This window comes from Paenibacillus sp. alder61 (assembly GCF_020179875.1).
Taxonomy (GTDB): Bacteria; Bacillota; Bacilli; order Paenibacillales; family Paenibacillaceae; genus Fontibacillus; species Fontibacillus faecis.
In genome coordinates this window covers 163,767-186,495 of sequence record NZ_JAIUDG010000010.1, presented here as the reverse complement: position 1 = coordinate 186,495, position 22,729 = coordinate 163,767, and the positions used below count along the sequence as shown (strand labels likewise).

Genomic DNA, 22,729 nt, shown 5'->3' with positions numbered 1-22,729 from the left:
GAATTCAGGGAGAGATGGTCATGAGCGAAAAGCTGTCGATCTCGGGGGTATTCAACCTAACGCCGATGCAAGAGGGAATGTTGTTCCATTCCTATTTAAATCCGGAATCTTCGGCCTATTTTGAACAGTTTTCCTGTACCGTCTCGGGACAACTGGATGTTGGATTGCTGGAAAGAAGTTTTAACGCGCTTATCGAGAAATACGATGTGTTAAGGCTGAATTTTCTGCATGAAAATATGAAAAACCCGAAACAGATTGTATTTAAAAAACGGGTCATGTCCGTCTTTTACGAAAACTTATCCCATTTGGGCGAAGCGGAGCGGGAGCAGTATATCCAGCGTTTCATTGAGGCGGATCAGAAGAAGGGCTTTGATTTGGCCAAGGATTTGCTGCTCCGCGCAGCCGTACTGCAAACGGAGGATCGGCGATATAAGCTGATTTGGAGCTATCACCATATCATGATGGACGGCTGGTGCTTGAAGACAATCGTGCAGGAGCTGTTCGAGGTATACAAGGCACTGAGCCGGGGCCAATCCTTGTCCTTGGAGGAGGCCCCTCCCTTCTCCAGATACATTCAGTGGCTGGACCGGCAAAACCGGGAGGAAGCCCGCTCCTACTGGGCCGAATATTTGCGAAACTATGATTCCGCGATCGAACTGCCGTCTTTTGGCATAAAAGGCCGGCATGATCGGGATCGCGGCGCCGTCCAGGTCGACCGCAGCTATAAAATCAGCGAGGAGACGGCGCAAAAACTGGAGCGGTTGGCCATAACCCATCAAGTCACACTAAATACCGTACTCCAGTCGGCCTGGGCTCTGCTACTGGGACGTTATAACGGAACCGAGGATGTGGTCTTCGGTTCCGTCACCTCCGGTCGGCCGGCCGAAGTGGAGGGAGTGGAGGACATGGTCGGGCTGTTTATCAATACAGTTCCGATCCGGATTTCCTTCCAGGGCCATCAGCCGTTCTCTTCACTAATTCAACAAGTGCAACAATCCTCCCTGGATACGCAAAACTACGATTTTTACCCGCTTGCGGAAATTCAATCCCTTACATCCAAGAAGCACAATCTGATTCAACATATTTATGCGTTTCAAAACTATCCGGTCAGCGCGGACCCGGAGGACGACATGGACAGCCCCTTCACGATGACCGACCTGGAGGACTTCGAGCAGACGCATTATGATTTCAACTTGATTCTGATGCCGAACGACGGGCTTGAGGTCAAGTTCAAGTACAATGCTTCCCGTTATGAGGAAGCCGCGATGGACCGTTTGTTCCGGCATTTCGAGCAGGTACTGACACAGATCAGCCGCAAGGCGGACGTGGCGATCCGGGACATATCGATCCTCACGGACGAGGAGCAAAGGCAAATCCTGCATCAATTCAACAACACGGCGGGCGAATATCCGCGTGATCAAACCGTGGTGCAATTGTTCGAGCGTCAGGCCGAACGAATCCACGGACAGACGGCTGTCGTCAGCTCCAATATCAGACTTACGTACGGGGAGTTAAACGCGCGAGCCGACCGGCTTGCATCCCGGTTGAGAAGCAGAGGGGTCGGTCCCGACCGAATCGTAGGCATCATCGGCGATCGGTCCGTGGAAACGGTCGTGGGCATGCTGGGTATTTTGAAAGCAGGCGGCGCTTATCTGCCCCTCGATCCGGAATACCCGGATGACCGCATCGCCTACATGCTGAGCGACAGTCAGGCGAAGTGGATCGTCTCGCCGAAGTGTTACGCCGACAAGCGGGTGGATGGAGTGGAGATGATTCTTCTCGAGCAAACGGAAGAGGAATTTTCCTTGGACCTTCGTCAGCCGGATCAAGGACCAGCTTCTAGTGAGGCAGGGGAGCCGACGCCCGGAAACTTGGCTTATGTCATGTACACGTCCGGTTCAACGGGGCGGCCTAAGGGGGTTATGATCCAACATCAGAATGTGGTGCGGCTTGTCCGGAACACGGACTACGTCCCCTTTCAACCGGGGGATCGCATTCTGCAAACGGGCGCCCCCGTATTCGACGCCTGCACGTTTGAAATATGGGGCGCGCTGCTGAACGGTCTGGAGCTCTATATAATCGATAAGTCCGCGATCCTGGATCCGCAGCGGCTGGGGGAGGCGCTTCGCGAATACGAAATCACGACGATGTGGCTGACCTCCCCTTTGTTTAATCAACTGGCCCAACTGCAGCCGGACCTGTTCAGCCCGCTTCGCCATCTGATTGTCGGGGGAGACGCTCTTTCACCCAAGCATATCAAACGGGTCGCCGAGCGCTGCTCGGAGACGACGATTATCAACGGCTACGGGCCGACGGAGAACACGGCGTTCTCCTGCTGCCATACGATCCGTTCGCTGGAGGATGCCCGCATCCCGATCGGCGGCCCGATCGCCCACTCCACGGCATATATCGTCGACCTCTACGGACAGTTATGCCCCGTCGGAGTTCCGGGAGAACTATGGGTTGGCGGCGATGGAGTCGCACGGGGATATATCAACAATGCGGCTTTGACTTCGGAGAAGTTTATCGCCAGCCCTTTTGCGGAAGGAGAGCGTGTCTACCGTACGGGAGATACCGCCGGTTGGCTTCCGGACGGAACGATTGATTTCATCGGCCGGATGGACCATCAGGTGAAGATCCGGGGATTCCGCATTGAAACCGGCGAAATCGAAAGCCGGATCCAGATGCATCAAGACGTAAGGGAAGCCGTGGTTGCGGTCCGGGATAAAGGGGAAGGCAACAAATCGTTGTGCGCTTACCTGGTCGGCGAGCGTCTGGATGCGGACGGCATGAAGCGATACTTGTCCAACCAGCTTCCCGAGTATATGATTCCTGCCCACTGGGTGTTTCTGGATTCGCTGCCGTTGACGCCGAACGGCAAAGTCAACCGGCAGGCGCTGCCCGAGCCGGTGGAACACGCCGCATATTCCGCGGAATCCTTTATTGCGCCTCGGACTGAGACCGAGCGGAAATTGGCGGAGATTTGGAGTTCGGTGTTGGACCTGCCCGCCGTCGGCGCAAGCGATCATTTCTTTGAACTCGGCGGTCATTCTTTGTCGGCGTTAAAACTGGTTACGGAAGTGAAGAAACAGTTCCAAATCCAACTGCCGCTGGCGGAGGTCTTCGAGGCACCCGTGCTCGCCGACATGGCTGTAAGGCTCGGCGGAACCCGGCAAGCGGATTATGCCGCGATCGAGCCCGCCCCAAAGGCTGAGTTTTATCCGGTGTCTTCCGCGCAGAAGCGGCTGTTTATTTTGAACGGGAAGGCGGGGATGGACACCGCTTATAATATGCCTTTTGTCATGCGGCTCGAAGGGAAACTCGATGTCGAACGGCTGGAACGGGCGTTTCAAATGTTGATTGCCCGCCATGAAGCGCTGCGCACATCATTTGCCTTCCATCAGGGCGAACCGATCCAACGGGTGCAGGAGAGCGTGCCCTTTGCCATGACCCGTTTGCGAATACAAGCGGGTCAGGAACCGGAGGACCTGGTCGATTCCTTCGTTGCGCCGTTCGATCTCGGGGAGGCACCGTTGCTTCGGGTCGGGCTCGTCCAACCCCAGGAAGAGCAGCATGTGCTGATTATAGATATCCACCATATCGCGGCCGACGGAGCCTCCATCGGCGTTATCGTGAAGGAGCTCGGTGAGCTGTACAACGCTCTGGGCAAGGATGACGGATCGGCCGAGCAGGTTGTCCGCGAGGTTCCGCGGATTCAATATAAAGATTTTGCCGTCTGGCAAAATGGGCTGTTTGCTTCCGGCGCGCTGCAGGAGCAGGAGCGGTACTGGCTCGAACAATTTGCCGGAGAGCTTCCCGTGCTACAATTGCCGACAGACTACCCGCGTCCGCAAATTCAGAATTTCGAGGGTGCGTATGTTTTCGCGGAAATTGACGAAGCGCTGGCGTCCCGGTTGAAACAGCTGGCGAGTGAAACGGGGACTACATTGTACATGGTTCTGCTCGCCGCTTACAGCATCCTGCTGTCGAAATACGCTTCCCAGGAAGATGTCGTTATCGGTTCACCGGCAGCCGGCAGGCCGAACGCGGATGTGCTTCATACGGTCGGCATGTTTGTCAATACGCTGGCTTTGCGCGTCAAACCGCAAGCGGGGAAGCCGTTTGACCGCTTTCTGGGCGAAGTGAAGCAAACGGCGCTCCAGGCTTTTGAACATCAAGAATACCAGTATGAGGATCTGATCGAGAAGCTCGGGCTAAAACGCGATTTAAGCCGCAATCCTTTGTTCGATACGGTGTTTACGCTGCAGAATCTCGACATCGAAGAGGTGGCCTTAGACGGGCTTGCCGCCCGCTCTTCTTCCTGGGACGGCCGTATGTCCAAGTTCGATTTGACGGTGACGGTCGTGGACAAGGGACAAGGAATGATTGTGGATGCGGAATACGCGGCCAGGCTGTTCCAGGCCTCGACGATCACGCGGCTGCTGAAGCACTATGTCGAGGTTTTGCGTGCGATTGCGGCGAACCGGACGATCCCGTTATCGGAGCTCGAATTGCTGTCCCCTGAGGAAAGGCGCCTGGTTTTGGAGCAGTCTAATGGTCTCAAAAAGAAAATTGCGGTTCACCGCACTGTGCCTATGTGTTTTGCCGAACAGGCAGAGCGGACCCCGGATCGGACGGCTGTCGTATTCAAAGATCAGCGTTTGACTTACCGGGAATTGGACCGGCAGGCCAGTCGTCTTGCATCCCTCCTTCAGGCCAACGGCGTCAGGCCGGGGCAAATTACGGCCATCCTCGTGGAGCATTCCGCCGAGATGATCGTGGCGGTGCTTGCGGTGCTGAAAACGGGCGGGGCTTATCTCCCGATCGACCACGAGTATCCGGCCGAACGCATCGCGTATATGTTGGAGGACAGTGGAGCGGGGCTGCTGCTCACCAAAAAACGGCTGCTGCAGTCCAAAGACTGGAACATAAATATCCCCAAGGTCGATCTGGAGGAAGCCCTGGCGCTTCGGGAGTCTTCTCCCTTACAAGAGCCGCCGCTGGCGCCGATTTCCGGTTCCGCTTCCGATTTGGCTTATATCATCTATACCTCGGGGTCGACGGGGAAACCGAAAGGCGTGATGATCGAGCACCGCTCCCTGATGAATATGACGGAGTGGTACCGGACTTATTACAAGCTGACGGCGGAGGATAAATGCACCAAATACGCCGGATTCGGGTTTGACGCCTCCGTGTGGGAAGTGTTCCCGACGCTGCTGTCCGGCGGAGAACTGCATGTTATTCCGGAAGAGATTCGGTACGACGTGCCGCGCCTCGCGGATTATTACGAGAGAACCGGCATCACCGTCAGCTTCCTGCCCACGGCTGTCTGCGAACAGTTCACCCAGCTTGGGAACAGCTCGCTGCGCGTCTTGATCACCGGAGGGGACAAGTTGAAGTCTTACCGTCCCGGATCTTACGAGCTCGTGAACAACTACGGGCCTACGGAGAATACGATTGTCACCACGGCCTTTAAGGTGGATGGCCATTACGACAATATTCCGATCGGCAAACCGATCGACAATGTCCGGGTTTATATCCTGGACGCCTACAACAAGCTGCTTCCGGTGGGGATTCCCGGCGAGCTGTGCATCGCCGGAGACAGCCTGGCGCGGGGGTATTTGAACCGGCCGGAACTCACGGCGGAGAAGTTTACGGCGGACCCCTTCTATCCGGGCGAACGCATGTACAGAACCGGAGACTTGGCGAGATGGCTGCCGGAGGGCAACCTGGAATACTTGGGCCGCCTGGATGAACAAGTCAAAATCCGCGGCTATCGCATTGAACTGGGTGAAATCGAAAAGGTGCTCCTGAAGCAGGAAGGGATCGGGGAAGCGATTGTCACGGTCGTAATGAATCCGAAGCAGGAAAAGGAACTATGCGCCTACTTCACGGCGTCGCGGGAATGGACCGTTCGCGAGCTTCGTGAAGGCTTGGCTCGGGAGCTGCCGGAGTATATGATTCCGGTCCACTACGTCGCTCTGGACAGCATCCCGTTAACATCCAACGGCAAGATCGATCGCCGCGCGCTGCCCCAGCCTGATTTTTCCGCCACGCCAGGGGATCACCATGTACCGCCGCGCAGCGAAACCGAACGGAAACTGGCCGGGCTGTGGTCGGATGTATTGGGGGTCGCCGGCATCGGGGCATTCAGCCATTTCTTCGAGTTGGGCGGGCACTCGCTGAAGGCGGCAACGCTTGCGGCGCATATCCAGGAAAGCCTACGCGTCGATTTTCCGTTGAGCGGGGTGTTTCATCACCCGACGCTGGAGCGAATGGCGGCGGCCGTGGACGCGATGGAGCCGATGGGCTACAGCTCGATTGCACGCGTTCCGGAACAGGCGTATTATCCGGTTTCGTCCGCGCAGAAACGCTTGCTGATCCTGAATGAGCTGGAGGGGACCGGAACGGCTTACAATATGCCATTTGCCTTGCAGTTGTCGGGGAGTCTGGACCCCTCGCGGCTGCGGCAGGCGTTTATCGACTTAATTCGCCGGCATGAGGCTTTCAGGACGTCGTTCCACATCCGCGAAGGGGAATTGGTACAGAAGGTGCATTCAAAGGTTCCCTTCGCCATTCAGAATCTGGAAATCCCGGACGATCCCCAGCTTATTCGGGAAGCTCTGCGGCATTTCGTGCAGCCGTTTGATTTACAGGCAGCCCCGCTGATCCGCGTTGGGTTGGCGAAGCTCCGTGACGACAAGCATATGCTGATGATCGACATCCATCATATCGTTTCCGACGGGGCATCGATCCGCCTTCTGGTCGAAGAATTAGGCCGGTTGTACCATGGTGAAACGGCGGATGCGGAGCGGGAGCGAATTGAATACAAAGATTACGCGGTATGGCAAAACGATAGGTATCGGACGGAAGCTTACGCGAAGCAAGAGCGGTATTGGCTGGAGCGGTTCGCCGGCGAACTGCCCGTTCTGAATCTGCCTACGGATGAACCGCGGCCGCAAATCCAGAGCTTCGAAGGGGACGCCTTCTCCCTGGAAGTCGACAGCGAATTAAGCGCCCGAATTGTGGATGCCGCCGCCCGGACGGGAACCACGTTGTACATGTTCCTCCTGGCGGCCTATCACATTCTGCTCTCGAAATACGCGAATCAGGAGGATGTTATCGTAGGCACCCCAGCAGCGGGCCGAACGCATAAAGAGTTGGAAAACGTCATAGGCATGTTCGTCAATACGCTCGCGATACGCTCGCAACCCGAGGGGAACAAGTCGTTTCTCGCCTATTTGGAAGAGGTCAAAAAGCTCTCTCTCGAGGCGTTTGAGCATCAACAGGTTCAATACGAGGATCTGCTCGAAAAGCTGAACCTTCAACGGGATATTAGCCGCAACCCGCTGTTCGACACCATGTTTGCGGTGGATAACATCGGTGTGGGGGAAATCCGGCTTGAAGGACTGGTTATTGAGCCTTACCCGTTTGACAACGGCACGTCCAAATTCGACTTGATGGTTACGGCGGCCGAGGAGGGGGCCCGAATCCGTCTGGATGTGGAGTACGCCCGCAGGTTGTTCAGGAAAGACACGGTGGAGCGGATGATGGCCCATTACCTCCAAATCCTGCGTACCGTTACGGCGAACTTGGAGGTCAGGCTGTCGGAGATCGGCATGCTGCTCGAGGAAGAACGCCGCCGGATTGTGGTTGATTTTAACAATACCAAGACGGCGCACCCCCGGCAAACGATCCACGAGCTGTTCGAGGAGCAGGCCAGCCGTCATTCGAAACGAATCGCTCTCGTTTGCGATGGGACCGAGCTGACATACGGCGAGCTCAACGCCAAGGCCAACCAGCTTGCGCGAACGCTTCGCGCCAAAGGGGTCGGCCCGGACCGCGTCGTGGCGATCATGGGCGACCGCACCCTGGAGATGATCATCGGGATGCTGGCGATTCTGAAGGCGGGAGGCGCTTATCTTCCGATCGATCCTGAGCATCCGAAAGAGCGGGTGGACTATTTCTTCCGGAACAGCGGAGCCCGCTGGCTCCTCGCCCGAAGCTGTTATGCGGACCGCGCTGTTCAAGAAGCGGAAGTCATCATCCTGGATCATCGCCAGTTGGATGACTGCAGCGCTCCGAATCTTTCGCACGAGACCGGCATCAACCACCTTGCTTACGTAATGTATACATCGGGTTCCACCGGAATGCCGAAAGGGGTCATGGTCGAGCATCTCGGCGTGGCCCGGTTGGTCAAAAATACGAATTATGTACGGTTCACGAAAGAAGATCGCGTTTTGCAAACGGCGGCCCCGGTATTCGATGTCAGTGTTTTTGATATCTGGGGGGCGCTGTTGAACGGAGCCAGGCTGTACCTGGTGGACAAATTTACGCTGCTGGATCCGGAGCGACTGGAAACAGCGCTGCGCAAGTACCATATTACGGCCTTATGGTTGACATCGCCGCTGTTTACCCAGTTTGCCCAGCATAATCCGGATATGTTTAACTCCGTCAGCTACTTGATCGTCGGCGGAGACGTCCTCTCTCCGAAACATATTCAGCTGGTCAGGGAGCATGCCGGGCACCTGATTCTGGTGAACGGATACGGGCCTACGGAGAATACGACGTTCTCCTGCTGCTTCACGATCGAGCAGGCTTACGAGAAAAGCGTGCCGATCGGTCCCCCGATCAGCAATTCAACGGCCTACATTGTCGATAAATACGGCAATTTGAATCCGGTTGGCGTTCCCGGGGAACTCTGGGTCGGCGGAGACGGGGTCGCCCGGGGATATATAAACAATGAAGCCTTAACGGCGCAAAAATTTATCCCCAATCCATTTGTGCCGGGAGATCGGGTTTACCGGACCGGAGATGCGGCCAAATGGCTTCCGGACGGAACGATCGAGTTTATCGGAAGACTGGATCATCAGGTGAAAATCCGGGGATTCCGGGTGGAAACCGGCGAGATTGAAAACCTGCTTCTCAGTCATCCCTCGGTCAAAGAGACGGTCGTTCTGGTGAAGGATCAAGGGGATGCGTCAACCAAATTCCTGTGCGCCTATGTCGCGGCCGAGGTGGAATTGACCGGTTCGGTTCTTAAGGAGTATCTGGCCCGGCAACTGCCCGACTATATGATCCCCTCCGTCTTCGTCTTTATGGAGCAGCTTCCGTTGAACGTTAACGGTAAAGTCGATCGCAAGGCGCTGCCCGAGCCGGAATATGACGGGAATGAGGTGGAGTACACGCCGCCAAGGGACGGGGTTGAGGCCGCAGTTGTCCAGGTGTGGTCGGAAATTTTGGGGATCGACCGCATCAGCGTCCACAGCAATTTCTTTGAGTTAGGGGGACATTCGTTAAAAGCGATGCAAATGGTGACAAGGCTGGCGGATCTCGGCTGGAAGCTGAGTATCAATCAGGTTTTCACCCATCAAACTCCGGCGGAATTGGCGGCTTATGGAATACGGTCAAACCATGCGGTAATGTCCATGTCCGGGCATCGGGATCACATCGCGGATGTCCGGGCGGCGGAGCAATGGCTCGGCGCGCAGTTGGGGCGGACTTGCCAATGGCGCACGTATTCCGTTGAAAAGGAGGAGTATCAGGTCGTCCACATCGACGGGCTGGACGAACCCCTGAAGCAGGCAGCGGAGCGACTGATCGCCAGCCGGATGGATGAGCGCCTGCATCCGCATTACATTGCGGGGGCCGAGGATCGGGCGGCTCATACCCTGAACCTGAGCATGAGCCGGGAAACATGGATGGAACGATTGAATTTGCGGCAAACGGTTGGTTCGGCTTGGGTGGCTAACCGGCTGGAATCCATCGCCAAAATGCAGGCGGAGTACGCCAAGGGAATTACGGACCAATGGGTGGTTAAGGATTACAAAATTTCACCGTCCCAAATGTACCATTTCCAACATAAAGATGTCTCGGGAACGATGGTGAAGTGGAACAAGACCATTCAGCCGGAATTGCTGAGTCAGGCGCTGCAGCAAATTGTATCCGTCGAGGAGGTGATGCGAAGCGTATTTGTGGAGGAGACGGATGCCGGAGCTGGATTTTGGCGGCTGTACGAGGGCCCGGATCGGCTTGAATTGCCGATGATGGATATTTCCCCTTTCGAGCCCGGCACGCAGCGCGATATCCTCAAGGCCCTGATGGACAAGTTCTTTATCGAGCCTTACACAAGCCGGGATCCCTTGATGTACCGGGTATTGCTGGTCAAGCAGAGCGTAAAGGAATATATCCTGCTGCTTCCGTTTTCCCACACGATTTTTGATTATATGAGCAATGAGGTACTTCGGAATCGGGTCATCGAACGGTATGAGCTGCTGAGCCAAGGGAAAAGCGCCGAAACAGGAAAAACGCATGCGACGTTTACGGACTTTATCGATCGGATCTGCCGAGGGCCGGAAGGAATAGCGGCGCAGCGATTCAATGAACTGTTTGACATTCCGTCCTTCGCGGGTGCCGCCAAAGAGGTTGCCGTTAGTATGCGTCTGCGGAATATCGGCGACGGAGAGCCGCTCAAGACGACCGTTGTTAACCATTCCATCAGTATAGATTCACGAGCGGGTGCCGCCCATGATGCTGAAGACAAATGGATAACGGCGCTAGGAATCTTTGCGAGGTTCTTCGGTTCTTATTTCAATATGAAGCGGATTCCGATGTGGATGACCCATTTTGGCAGACAATACGGGGATCAAGCCTTCTACGAGCTCGTGGGCGAGTGCGTCGATTATATCCCGATGCTGCTGGACTGTGAAGCGGACATGGACAAGCAGGCCGAGGCGATCAAACAGAAACTGAAGCTGGTTTCCGATCATAACATCCATTTTGCGAATTTGCTGTATAACGAGTCGAGCGACCCGGGTTTCACCGACGTGGGCGTTCGTTTGGCCGCTGCCCATCATGAGATGCCTGTCAATTTCAATTATCTTGGGGAACTTGGAGAAGATACGGAATTGGACTACCTGGACGGGGACGGTGTGAACTGCGATGATCCGAATCGGATTCTCTTTATGGCCTGGCAAAGGGCAGACCAGATTTGCGTATCGCTGATTATCCCTGCCGCGGAGGATTCGGACAAGGTGCGGAACATGCTTGATGAGGCCGCCGGAAAACAAATCAAGGGTTATACTCTGCACGACTGAAAGGTGTTAACCATATGAGAGACTCCAAAAACATTGTAATCTTCAGTCTCAGCAGGCTCATTACTGAGCTGGGGACATCCATTTTTCGCTTTGCGCTAAGTCTGTACATTTTAGATCTCACCGGATCATCAAGTATGTTCGCGCTTGTATTGAGTTTTACCTATATTCCCGGCATCATCGTCAATATGGTCGCAGGTGTGCTCGTCGACCGCAGCCGCAGCAAAAAACGGATATTGGTCATTTCCGATTTCCTGTGCGGAATTTCTATTCTGCTGCTTATGTTCATGTTTCATTTTTATCATGACAGCATTTGGCTGTTCGTTGTTTACGCCGTGATCCTAAGCGCCCTCCAAGCGCTTTTTACCCTGACGATTAACTCGTCCATTCCGAATATCGTGGCCCCTGAGCGGGTGGCGACGGTCAACTCCAGCACGCAAAGCATCAGTGCCCTAATCGGGATATTAGGGCCGGTGCTGGGGGCGGCGGCTTACAGTCAATTCGGGTTGGAGCGGATTTTTTTGATCGAGGGGGCCGCGTTCATTCTATCCGGGTTTCTTAATTTGATGCTGCGGTTCTCGTCCCGCAAAGTCGAGGGCGAGGAGCCCAAGCCTTATTTCGAAAGCTTGAAGGAGGTTTACGGATATATCCGGCAGCGCGCCGCGATCAAGTATTTGCTGATGATTTTCGTCTTTATCAACTTTGTAATCGGTCCTGCGGTTTCCCTGATCCTGCCGTTTATCGTTTATCAGGCGCTGGATATGACTCCGCAGCAGTTATCCTTTATCGAAGCGGCTCTGGCGGTCGGTGTGATTATTGGAGCCATTCTCGTGTCGCTGCCGGCGGTAAACCGGTTTATCACCAACAAAATATTCATTCTTATCCAGTGCCAAGCTTTAATGATCATCCTGTGGATGTTTCCGGAATGGTCGATTTTTGAGAAGAGCGCGACCGCGCTGCTTATGGCCGGTTTTATGATCGTCCTGTCGTTAACCGGAGCTCTGAACACGATGGGAAATATCCCCATGCTCTCTTACGTCCAGCTTTACATCCCGGAGCGAATCAGGGCCAGTATTTTAGGGGTAGTGAGCACGGTGACGACGATCGCTGTGCCCGTCGGTATGTGGGTTTACGGAGCACTTCTGGAGATCGTGGACTGGTACTATATTACGGTGATATCGGGTATCGGAATGCTTGCGGTCGGCATTTTGGCGCACCGCAACCGGGACTTGAGGGAGTTTTTTACCCAAGGCAAGGAACCGGAACCGATTAGAGTTGTGGAAGCACACGAAGCCTGACATGTTATAGAACGGAAAAAGCCGAGGAGGAATGAAAAATGAAAGCATTCGAAATCCTGGAGTCCAACGTTAGGTCTTATTGCAGAAGCTTCCCGGTCATCTTTGATAAAGCGAAAGGCGATCACTTGTATTCGGAGACGGGGGAGAGCTATATCGATTTCTTTGCGGGAGCGGGCGCACTCAATTACGGCCATAACAACGAGTATATGAAAGCCCAAATCTTGGAGTATGTCTCCCAAGACCGGATTATGCACGGACTCGATATGTATACCAAGGCAAAGGAAGACTTTATCCTCGCGTTCTCGGAGCATATTCTCCAACCGCGAGCCCTGGACTATAAGCTGCAATTTTGCGGCCCGACGGGGACGAATGCGGTCGAGGCCGCATTGAAACTGGCCCGAAAGGTCAAAGGCAGAACCGGTGTCTTTGCCTTTATGGGCGGATTCCACGGGATGTCCCTGGGGAGCCTGTCCATCACCAGCAGCAATTCGATGCGCGAAAGTGCGGGACTTCCGCTCAGCCACGTCACTTTTATTCCATACGAGGCTTCGGTGGAAGGCCTGGATACGATCCGTTACATGGAGCGGCTTCTGACGGATACGCATTCCGGGACCGCCAAACCGGCGGCGGTTATTCTGGAAACCGTTCAGGCGGAGGGCGGGATCAACGTGGCCGGAATCGAATGGCTCCAAAACCTGCGCCAGTTTTGCGACGACCACGACATTCTGATGATTGTCGATGATATTCAAGTCGGCTGCGGCAGAACCGGCCCGTTCTTCTCCTTCGAACGTGCGGGAATCGTACCCGATATCGTCATTTTGTCCAAATCGATCAGCGGGTACGGACTGCCGATGTCGTTGCTGTTGATCAGACCGGAGCTGGATATTTGGAGCCCGGGAGAACACAACGGTACTTTCCGGGGCAATCAATTGGCCTTCGTGACGGCCAAAGCCGCCCTGGAATTCAGAGCGGCGGAGAGACTCGGGGAGCAGGTTCGGGAGAAAGAGGCCTTTGTCGCCCAATATTTGAAAAATGAAATCGAACCGCTGGGCCCTGGACTTCATATCCGCGGCATCGGGCTGATTTGGGGAATCGACGTCGCCGTGCTGGGCGAGGAGGCGGCGGGGGAGATCGCCAGAAATTGCTTTAAGAACGGCCTCATCCTGGAAAGAGCCGGCCGGAATGATACGGTGATCAAGATTATGCCTCCGCTGACGATCAGTATGGACAATCTGAAGCGCGGGTGCGAGACGATTAAGGAGTCGATCAGCAAGGTTTGTTACTCGTATAGCGTTTAAACAACGAGAGCCGGGGTTCACAGGACCCCGGTTTTTTTAATGCCTTTAGCCAGTTGAGCACGCGAAGCGTGCGAAACAAAAACCACCTGATGGGTTCGTTATAGTAGGAGTATTCAAGCTGCTATGTATAACGAAAGGAAAAGGTAGCTTAATGGCTAATCGAAGTGATATGTCACATCCAAAGAGGCGCCTGGAGTGCTTCCAAACTTCCAATTCCAAAAAAATGCAAATCTGCAGGTGTTTTAGGCCGATTCCCGAGGGAATGCGAAAAAAGATGCAAATCTGCAGGCATTTCTAGCGATTTTAGAGAATCGAGCCGGTTTCGTCGAAAATTCCTGCAGAATCGCAGGAATTTTAAAATTTTGGCCCCGAACGAGAAAAAAACATGCACATATGCAGGAATTCTATATTATCAAGGTTGTCTGAAGCGGGACTAGTAATAAACGCACGCTTATGATTGTATGTGACGTTGGTGGTAAGCCGGGTGCGACGGCTGAACCAGTTTTTATGGCATGAACCGGGAAAATCTGTTAAAACAGAGGAGGAGGCAAGTTTGGCAAGGCAGACAGGACAGGAGAGGTACATACGATGATGACAAAATTCGGGCGGGTGGTTTCCATTTTGGTTCTGACCGCTTTGGTCGGCTGCTCCAAAGCGGCTCCGGGCCAAAATGCGAACGCCGGCGCTCAGGCGAACGTAGAACCGGTGCAGAGGACGGCGGCGTCTATGACGAACGAGGCGAAAGCCAAGGATGGAGCGAACGAGCCGGACACCACCCCGCTGTTTAAAAAATTCATGACAGAGAAAGAGAAGGCGCTTGGGGAAGATCGGAAATTATTCTTTTTTGAAAAAGAGGATCTGGACCGGGATGGGCTGGAGGAGGCGGTGGTGGCTTACGGTCCTTCCAACGACGATTTGACAGACATCTATGTCCTCAAAAACCGGGACGGCCAAATTGTCCAGTTGGGGGACAATCTGAATTCGGGCGGTTACGCTGTCGACGACATCAAGCTCATTCAATTGGATGGACGCGACAACCCTATGATTTACCTGGGACTTACCAATTGGGACAGTATGACCGGCTTCAACCTATTCGAGTTGGCGGGCGACCGTTTAGAAAATCCCGTATATAGCGCTTCGGCAACCGGTGCGGGCGAGGACGTTTTGCTGGACACCGACAATAACGGCAGATTCGACCGATATGAGCAGCGCCGCTATAGTTACGACGTATTTTACTATGAAGTAACCAGAACTTATACGCTCCAACAAGGGGAATTCGTACATACCGATACGTCCGTCCAATTGCCCGATTACCCGGCGAGCCCGGAGGAAGTTGTAGAGGAGTATTTGGCGCTGGGCAAGATCGACGAAAAACTGCCGCAGAATGTTATTTCGCGCCGGGCGGAACTATGCCGGTACTGCGGCGTGCATCCCGGGAAGAACGTGCCTCAAGTGGATGACGGCACTATGCAGAGCTTGATCTTGGGCCTAGAAGAGGAAGGGAGCGCTTTGAAGGTCAAGGAAGGCGGAAGCGGTAAGTCCGCAACCGCTACGCTGGTGTGGACAGACAAGAGCGGAAAGCAGAAGGAGACCATTTTCGAATTGGCCAAGACGGGGGACGGGAACGGCGGAAGGTGGACGATTACCGATATGTCCGCGGGGGAAAAGGTGGCGGGCGGTTCCTCATGATATAATAGTTTTTAAATCATCATTTCAGGGGGCGTTCATTTGAGAGGATACAATGTTTGGCGACCGGTGATGCTGATTCTGGTGGCTTTGCTGACCAATTCGCTCGTAACCAATCTGTGCTTGCTGTTCGGTCTGGCGCCCGCGATGGCCAAAGACATCGGTTTTATCGCCATGATGATTGCGGCTATCGTGATGTACATGCGGATGACGAAGCAGCGGCGGAAATAAGTCGGAAATTTATGCAAAGTTGAAGGAGACTCGTCAAGGGTATGAAAATGAAATGGCACTGGGCTATCGTTTATCTGGTGGGGTTCTTTTTTCTGCTCGTTTTTTTCCCGAGTAATCACAAGCCTCACAGTCGCATTGAAGAGGATGGATCGATTGTGCAAGGCGACAGTCTTGTGCGTGTGGGGGATTTTGAACAGGCGGTCGAGGTGTATGCCGAGGTTCTTCGCAAGGACCCGGAAAACCTGGAAGCCCGGGATAAGAAGGAGCAGGCCGAGAAAATTATGGCTTTGACCGCCGAGCTGATCCGGGAAGGCAATGCGGCGGCTAGGAAGAATCATTTGGATGAAGCCCTGGGGCTATTTGAAAGCGCCAAGGAACTGGCGCCCCATACACCGAACGAGAGTTACCAGAAACTGATGGGAGTTCTTGAGGCCAGGCAAATCAAGGAGTTCTACGGAAATATGCTGGAGTTGGATGCCAAGTGGGAACAAGTTAAGGAAGAATTAAAGAAGGGCGGGACGCTCTCATCAAAAAAGATATCCGAGTCGATCGCCGCGATGCACCCGTTGGCCCAAAAATATTACACCGGCAACAAGCGCCTGCCGAATAAACCCGCAACTCCAGAAGGCATTCGATTGTATGAGGAATATCAGGAGATGGAGGAACATTATCATACCGAATTCATCATTTATCGAATCATTCCCGAAATAGATGTAGAAACTTTTGAGGAAGACGTAGATAAGTACGTAGAAAATGTAAAAATGAACATACAAGTTTTCGGGTTGGATTACCAGCCGGAGCAAGGAAAGCTTAATTATAAAGAACTGTTTTACATTAGGCATCCCGAACTTAAGGGATATCAGTAAATTATTCAGCGGCTGCCCCGAAAGAGGCAGTCGCTTTTTCGGCCGCCAATCGATTTCAATTTAGCTTATGATCCCATTCGATCAGCGGAGTATGGCGGGTTGCTATAAGCAAATCCAGAGAGTATTGGCTGGTGAGCGACGCCGGGTCGGCCGGGGAATTGGCGAAGTAGGCGCCGGCGATACATGCGGCATGGAATTCGCTCCAGCTCACATACATTTTTTGCACAACCTCAGCGAATTGAACGCTGAAGGAACGAGCGGCTTTTCGAGTCATGAATTTGACACGGACGCCCATCCGAAACAAGGCTACCATTAGTGCATAGTCATAGGCAGCGATCTGGGAGGGAGCCAATACATCCATGAAGGTTCGGACACAATACAGCCTGGACTTATTTTTATGTTCTTCCCCCGTCGTTTCCATATATTGTTGTCGTGCAGGATGAGATAGAGCGGAAAGCAGCCGGGCATAGTTGTTAAATTCATGCCGATAACCCTTATGGTGCAGCCAGTTCAGAAAGTGATCGAAGGTTTCTTCATTTTTAATGCCATGAAGGAGCATGAAGTCGGTGATCGCTTGAGAAGGACAGGTTTGGATATGGCGATAGCTACCTATCCCTTCACTAAAAGAAAGCCCGGTATTAAACAGCGTATAAGTCATAGAATCATAAAATGACAATCTGTCCCATTGCCTTAGCATCCTTCAGTATACTCCTTTCGTAAATTTATCATCGAATCCGTCGAATTCTTATGTATTCGAATACCGTTTTGTATACGCCGAGAATCCCGAGAAAAACCAGGATGCCAAGCTGGAAGACGAATTGTCTGTTATAGGGCGTTTCGACTATCGGTCCCCTGACCTCGAAATACGTTTCGACGAAGGGGGCAAGCTCGGAAGGCGCAAGCTCTTCAGCCGCTTTGGCATCGAGATTGTTCAGGCTTCGCGAGTAAGCTGCCAGTCTCCCTATCGCGTCGTCGGAAGAATAAAGAGACTCCCACTGGAGACTTTGGGCGACCGCCAAGCCCAATTCGGGATTGCTTGGATACAGGTATCCTCTTAATGGCGTTTTGCGTTTTTCCTTTGCAAGCTCAAGCGGTGTCTCGGATAAGAAAATGATCGGCATTCCCGAAATTTCCCCAAGATAGATGTAGCGCTCGGGATCACCGTATTGATCGAAACGAAGAAAAGCATAGGGTTTGTATTCGAAAACGCGTTGTTCGTTTAAGACATACTCCCCCACCTCCAATTTTTTTAAATCCAGATTGGGCAGTTCGACATATCTTTGTTCGCTTATAAGGTTCGGAGCCTGGAGATCTTTTACACTTATCGGTATTCTGGCGTTGGCCGTGTTCCAAGACGATATGAGCAGTCCGATCAGAAGCAAGTGGGCCGTCAGTGCTAAGACAAAACCGGTTACTATTTTGCGATTAACGAATCGCCTCCATTTGGTCCGATTCGGAATCGATTGAGTTCCGGATGCGGGATGATGGACTTCCGCCATTCTTTGGACCAAGGAGATTCCTTCCACTTTTTTGCCGAGTGCCAGGAAGGCGTGCGCCATTAGCAGACGGGCTTGCTCATGATCCGGCCAGCGGGCAAGGATCGATTTACATTCCTCCAGCAATGGAGCATAGTCCCGTTTATAGTGCAGCAATTTGGCACGATACCAATATCCGTCGATTTCGTCAGGCATGATCTCAATCAACCGGTTGAAGTAATCCAACGCTTTCTTGTAGTAGTTTTTGCGAAAACAACATTCCCCCAGCAGCCTGAGCAGGTCAGGATCATCGGCAAAAAGGGCATAGGCGCTTTGCAGATATTGTTCAGCTTGCGGGATATGGTCCATGACCAGAGCTTGGTGCCCGAGATCCCGAAGTTCCAAAAACCGGTCTATCTCGACATTTTCCGTCCGGAGCAGGGAATCGAAACGGAACCCCGATTGAAGCTGCCTTTGGTAAAAAAGCAGAAAGGAATCGGCATGGAGGTCAGGGTCGTACTCGTCCGATGCTTCCATGATGCGGAGCCAGCCGAAACTCTTTTCGAGTATTTGCCAGACTTCGGTCGGCAGATAGCGGCGCGTCTGTAAAAGCGATAATAACTGTGCGCTGACAACGGGGGCGGTGTCCAGATTCCACACGGTTTCGGAATGAAGAAGCTCCTCCCACTTCACTGCCGATATCCGCGCAGGGAAGTCATCGTATAGGGCGGCCGCGCGATCGATCCATTCCGCGACAGCCCGAAGATTCGCTTCGGCCGGATCGGTTTCGGCGACGGGAGGCATTTCCATCACTCGTATTTTTGGGAGGACAAGGTCCGGCTCCCGATTCGAGTTGGGTTCCGGGTATGCCTCCGGGTTCATCAGGCGTATTTTTGGGAGGACAAGGTCCGGTTCCCGATTTGAGTTGGGTTCCGGGTATGCCTCCGGGTTCATCAGGCGTATTCTTGGGAGGACAAGATCTGTCTCCCGGGTAGGCTCCGTTTCCGTTTCCATTTCCGCATTTACCCAATCTTCATCGTTCTGCGCAGTTTCAAGCGGCGCTCCTTTTTTCGCATACCCCACGGCGGCGTCAAAAGCTTCCCGCAAGGCTTGATATCCGGCGGGATCATCCTCCGGGTGGTATACTTTAAGCTGCCGGGCATACGCGCGCTTAATGGCTTTCATATCCGTCGTTGGGGGGAGTCCCAACCGTTCCCAAATGGTCATCTAAAAGCGATCCACCTTCCAAACGAAATCTAGATAGGTTGAACTAAAGAATTGGCGCTGGTCAATGTGATACGGTTTCGGCAAATACGTCACCAGCATCGACAATTTCCCTAGACCCTCGCGGTTGCTGCAATAGCGGCCTTTTGGGCCGTTATTTCGGCCAGATTCGCTTTAACCGAGAAAATAGCGGTCAAAAAAGGCCTTATTTTCTGCCTCGGGGTCCAATAATCAGGTTTTGGCTCTCTTTTTCCTAAAATAAGACCCTTAAAAGCGGCTATTTCCCAGAATTAAGGCGAATTCGACAAAATAGCGGCGTAAAAAGCTCTTATCACGATTCATCTATTAGCTTTCAAAGGGAAAAAGGGCTCCGTCGAATAGAAAGGTGTTGCTCAAGAGTTGTAGATGTGCAGAAATTCTACGCAAACCAAGGTTGTCTGATGGGGCGTCTAGATATAACGGGAAAATCTCCCGCTAATGTACCGCTTTTGGCTCTTGAGCAAGATTTAACGGGAAAAGCTCCATCTATTTTGTGGCCGAATGGCCGATATGCATTATTTCAAGCGGATTAGCGGGAGGTTTTCCAGCTAAATCGCCTCCGCAACCGTATAGGCACCGAATTAACGGGAAGAATTCCCTTTAATTTGACCAAACCATGAGCTGTATACCAGGAGTGCGAAAAGAATCCCCATACCCACCTGCCTAATAGGCAAATCAATAGTTCAACCTAGAAAGTTACTATTAATACATTTATCGGAGGCCCATTTCAGGATTGTTAATTAGGCATCCCTCCGCCGGAGAGCAACGGATGGCAGGCATTAAAACCCAAGGGCTCCTTGTCGATAATAAAACTAGCTATTCATCAAGAGAGAATCAAAAATATAACATCAGGTGGTGGGCTACAGCTTGAATATTTGGACAATTCTGGATCTTCGTCCGACGGAGGACGAGAAGCAGATCCGCAGAGCTTACGCCCGGTTGCTGAAAAAGCATCATCCCGAGGATGATCCGGAAGGCTATCAACGCCTGCGTGAAGCGTTCGACGAGGCGATGAAGCTCGCCAAACAAGGCCTTTCCGGGATGGAGGACGGCATCGGATTTACGGACGATAACGAGGAAGACGATGGGGAGGACAACTGGGGAGACTCGGAAGATACAGAAGATGAGTACGGATCAGGGGAAGAAACGGAGGAGGATCTCCTGACATCGCCGCTTTCCCGGGCTCTGCCGAAACTTCGCTGGGAACCGGAGGATCGGCTGCCCAAAAAGTCGCCTGCGGAACTCGTTGAAGAGTTCATGGATGCGCTGGACGATTTGTACCGGAACTTCCCGTCCAGGTTCGATCTTTCGCTGTGGACCGGGCTGTTGAACAGCGATGTGCTTTGGCAGTTGGGCAGCCAGGGCCGGTTGGCGGACGAGGTGCTGGAGTATCTGGAGGAACATTATTTTCTCTCCGGCGAAGTATGGGCCTTGCTTGACGGCACTTTTGGAATCAAAGAGCGGATGGGGCTGGACCCCGCCGGTTTTCGGGAGCAATATCCCAAAGTTTCCGACTATATGTTTAGAGGCTCGCTCGCGGCGAAACTCGGTTATGCCGATCTGCTTGCGGCTGAGGAGGTGGAGGACCACGAGGCCTACCTGCTCTACCGCGAAGATTTCGCCCTGGCCATGCAGGATCACAAGATGGAGGATGCACGGTGGGCCTTGGAAAAAGCGCTTGATATTTTTGACAAAGATACGCAGATCCTTTGTTTGCAAATTGAGTTTTTCCGGCAGGTTGAAGACTGGGGGAAGGCGTTGTCGGCTTGCGACCGGATTCTGGGGATTTTTCCCGAGGACGAGGAAATACGCATGATCCGGGCGGGGCTTCTCCTGGAGATGGATCGCTCGGCGGAGGCGCGGGAGGAATTGGACCGGCTGCGTCAGCTCAGACCCCGCGATCCGGAGGTATTATCTTTATCCGGGCAGTGCTGTATGCGTTTGAACGAGCCGGAGCGGGCAAGGCAGTTCTATATGCTGATGCTGGAGCTTCGCGAGAATGACATGGAGGCCATTGTAAATCTGGCTAAACTAGATGGATATGTCCACGGCCTTCCCAAATCGAACAAAGAGCGGCGGAGCCAAATGCGGCGGATTCAACGCGAATGGGGGAAGCATTCCCCGGCCAGGACGGTTCGCAGATTCGGCCAACTGCTGCTCATGAAGTGGATGAGCCTGGCGTTGATCGCGGTATTGCATATTTTATTGGCCATCACTTGGAATAAACATGTGCAAATGCCGGTGTGGACTTATGTGAACCAGTGGGTCCATCCTCCCGAGGCGCCTTTGGTTTTAACGGCGGACGAGTTGGAGCAACTGCCTCCGGGAAGCCCGGTGCTGCTGAACATGGACAAAGCGTTTTACACCGGTACATTGGAGCTGGAACTGAAGGAGAAGGACGGGGACGGCAACAACCTGATTTCCTATATGGCTCAAAAAGAAGCCGAGCAAAGAGACTTGTTCGACCGGTTAACCGGTTATATCTGCCGAGGACGGATAGGAGGTATGTCCGTCATCCTGCTTACCGATTACAAGCAGAGCAAGCAGATTTTCGAAAGCGGCTCGATCGAGGCGGAAGGCATTGTCAGGGAGATATCTTCTCCCGCATTAAAAGCGTTCAAGGACAGTTGGGCCAAACAGGGAAACTACGGCACCTTGTCCTCGAGGGATTTTTACGTCAACATTAGGGACGGCTTGAAAGGCAACGATTTGCACCGGAATGTTCCCGTGATCGCGTGGTTCTATATCGTGGCCTTATTTTTGCTTTATGTCCGGCTTATCAAGAACATTATCCGAAACAAACGGTTCCTGTTGTATGACGGAGACACAGAGAGGGGGAACGCATAGTATGACGCCAACCGTTGAAGAAATGCGCAAGAAATGGAAGCCGTTGGCGCATGCCATGCTTTCCTTCATCAATATGGGGCCCAATGCGGAATATTATATTGCGCATCCCGAGAAAATGTATCTCGGCACCATCAAAAATAAAAGGATCCTGTCCGAGCAGCACCATATCGACACGCCGGAGCAATTGAAACAGCATCTCGAATGGCAGATGTCCGTAGGTCTCCGCGAAGAGTTTGATAATATGTATCAGGAGTTGATCCTGCTTCCCGAAGCGGAACGCGGCCGCCGTATCGCATCGGGTTCGGACCCGCTCATCCGGCACAAAATGTCGGTCGTGAACCACTATTTGCGCCGGATGCCTGCCGGCGGATTAACGGGATATGATTGTTCGTTCATTGTGCTCAAATCGCTGATGGCGGAACAATTGAAATGGCTGACCGGCGAGGAAGCCTGGAACTATGTGGGGCAGGCCGTAAAGCTCGCCAGAACGCGGTACGGGGATTGGTACGACTACTGCATGAGCTTTGCCGTCGGCTTGGAGTTTTATGCCATCGATGATCCGGCTTATTACGTGAGGGATGCACAGGGGCGGTTGAGGAGGCTGCTGACGGTCCAGGACAGCCCGCTGGTTCAAGTGAAACTGCATCATTAGTCAAAAAACAAGCTGACAGG

Annotated in this window: 10 protein-coding genes; 8 read left to right on the top strand and 2 right to left on the bottom strand. The window is 53.2% G+C overall.

What is annotated here, in order from left to right; all coding sequences use genetic code 11:
- Positions 1-20 precede the first annotated feature (20 nt).
- The 6 genes from LBW89_RS12610 (at position 21) to LBW89_RS12585 (ending at position 16,472) form a co-directional block, all read left to right on the top strand.
- Complete coding sequence (locus tag LBW89_RS12610; protein ID WP_170287051.1) at positions 21-11,096, top strand: non-ribosomal peptide synthetase; 11,076 nt, start codon at positions 21-23, stop codon at positions 11,094-11,096.
- 14 nt (positions 11,097-11,110) lie between these two features.
- Positions 11,111-12,391, top strand: a complete 1,281-nt coding sequence (locus tag LBW89_RS12605; protein ID WP_148451031.1) for an MFS transporter — start codon at positions 11,111-11,113, stop codon at positions 12,389-12,391.
- Between the two features lie 38 nt (positions 12,392-12,429).
- Entirely contained in the window at positions 12,430-13,689 is a 1,260-nt protein-coding gene (ectB, locus tag LBW89_RS12600) for a diaminobutyrate--2-oxoglutarate transaminase (RefSeq protein WP_148451029.1), read from the top strand.
- Between the two features lie 588 nt (positions 13,690-14,277).
- Entirely contained in the window at positions 14,278-15,378 is a 1,101-nt protein-coding gene (locus tag LBW89_RS12595) for a hypothetical protein (protein ID WP_148451028.1), read from the top strand.
- Between the two features lie 39 nt (positions 15,379-15,417).
- Entirely contained in the window at positions 15,418-15,606 is a 189-nt protein-coding gene (locus LBW89_RS12590; protein WP_148451027.1) for a hypothetical protein, read from the top strand.
- A 41-nt stretch (positions 15,607-15,647) separates the two neighbouring features.
- Entirely contained in the window at positions 15,648-16,472 is an 825-nt protein-coding gene (locus tag LBW89_RS12585; RefSeq protein WP_148451026.1) for a tetratricopeptide repeat protein, read from the top strand.
- Between the two features lie 55 nt (positions 16,473-16,527).
- Here the strand turns inward: LBW89_RS12585 and LBW89_RS12580 are convergent, their stop codons facing one another.
- Entirely contained in the window at positions 16,528-17,169 is a 642-nt protein-coding gene (locus LBW89_RS12580) for a DUF1266 domain-containing protein (protein WP_148451025.1), read from the bottom strand.
- A gap of 28 nt (positions 17,170-17,197) precedes the next feature.
- Positions 17,198-19,174: a J domain-containing protein gene (locus LBW89_RS12575; protein ID WP_148451024.1), complete on the bottom strand. Its 1,977-nt coding sequence runs from the start codon at positions 19,172-19,174 to the stop codon at positions 17,198-17,200.
- A 903-nt stretch (positions 19,175-20,077) separates the two neighbouring features.
- On the opposite strand from LBW89_RS12575, the gene LBW89_RS12570 reads away from it, so the two are divergent.
- The gene (locus LBW89_RS12570; RefSeq protein ID WP_225039252.1) at positions 20,078-22,057 is read left to right on the top strand and encodes a J domain-containing protein; all 1,980 of its coding nucleotides are present in this window, start codon (positions 20,078-20,080) and stop codon (positions 22,055-22,057) included.
- A gap of 1 nt (position 22,058) precedes the next feature.
- Positions 22,059-22,709: a DUF1266 domain-containing protein gene (locus LBW89_RS12565; protein ID WP_170287050.1), complete on the top strand. Its 651-nt coding sequence runs from the start codon at positions 22,059-22,061 to the stop codon at positions 22,707-22,709.
- Positions 22,710-22,729 lie beyond the last annotated feature (20 nt).

Bases quoted from the DNA above. Each gene is read 5' to 3' on its own strand.
- ectB (WP_148451029.1), top strand. From the start codon at position 12,430: ATGAAAGCATTCGAAATCCTGGAGTCCAACGTTAGGTCTTATTGCAGA.
- LBW89_RS12585 (WP_148451026.1), top strand. From the start codon at position 15,648: ATGAAAATGAAATGGCACTGGGCTATCGTTTATCTGGTGGGGTTCTTT.
- LBW89_RS12575 (WP_148451024.1), bottom strand. From the start codon at position 19,174: ATGACCATTTGGGAACGGTTGGGACTCCCCCCAACGACGGATATGAAA.
- LBW89_RS12580 (WP_148451025.1), bottom strand. From the start codon at position 17,169: ATGCTAAGGCAATGGGACAGATTGTCATTTTATGATTCTATGACTTAT.
- LBW89_RS12605 (WP_148451031.1), top strand. From the start codon at position 11,111: ATGAGAGACTCCAAAAACATTGTAATCTTCAGTCTCAGCAGGCTCATT.
- LBW89_RS12565 (WP_170287050.1), top strand. From the start codon at position 22,059: ATGACGCCAACCGTTGAAGAAATGCGCAAGAAATGGAAGCCGTTGGCG.
- LBW89_RS12610 (WP_170287051.1), top strand. From the start codon at position 21: ATGAGCGAAAAGCTGTCGATCTCGGGGGTATTCAACCTAACGCCGATG.
- LBW89_RS12595 (WP_148451028.1), top strand. From the start codon at position 14,278: ATGATGACAAAATTCGGGCGGGTGGTTTCCATTTTGGTTCTGACCGCT.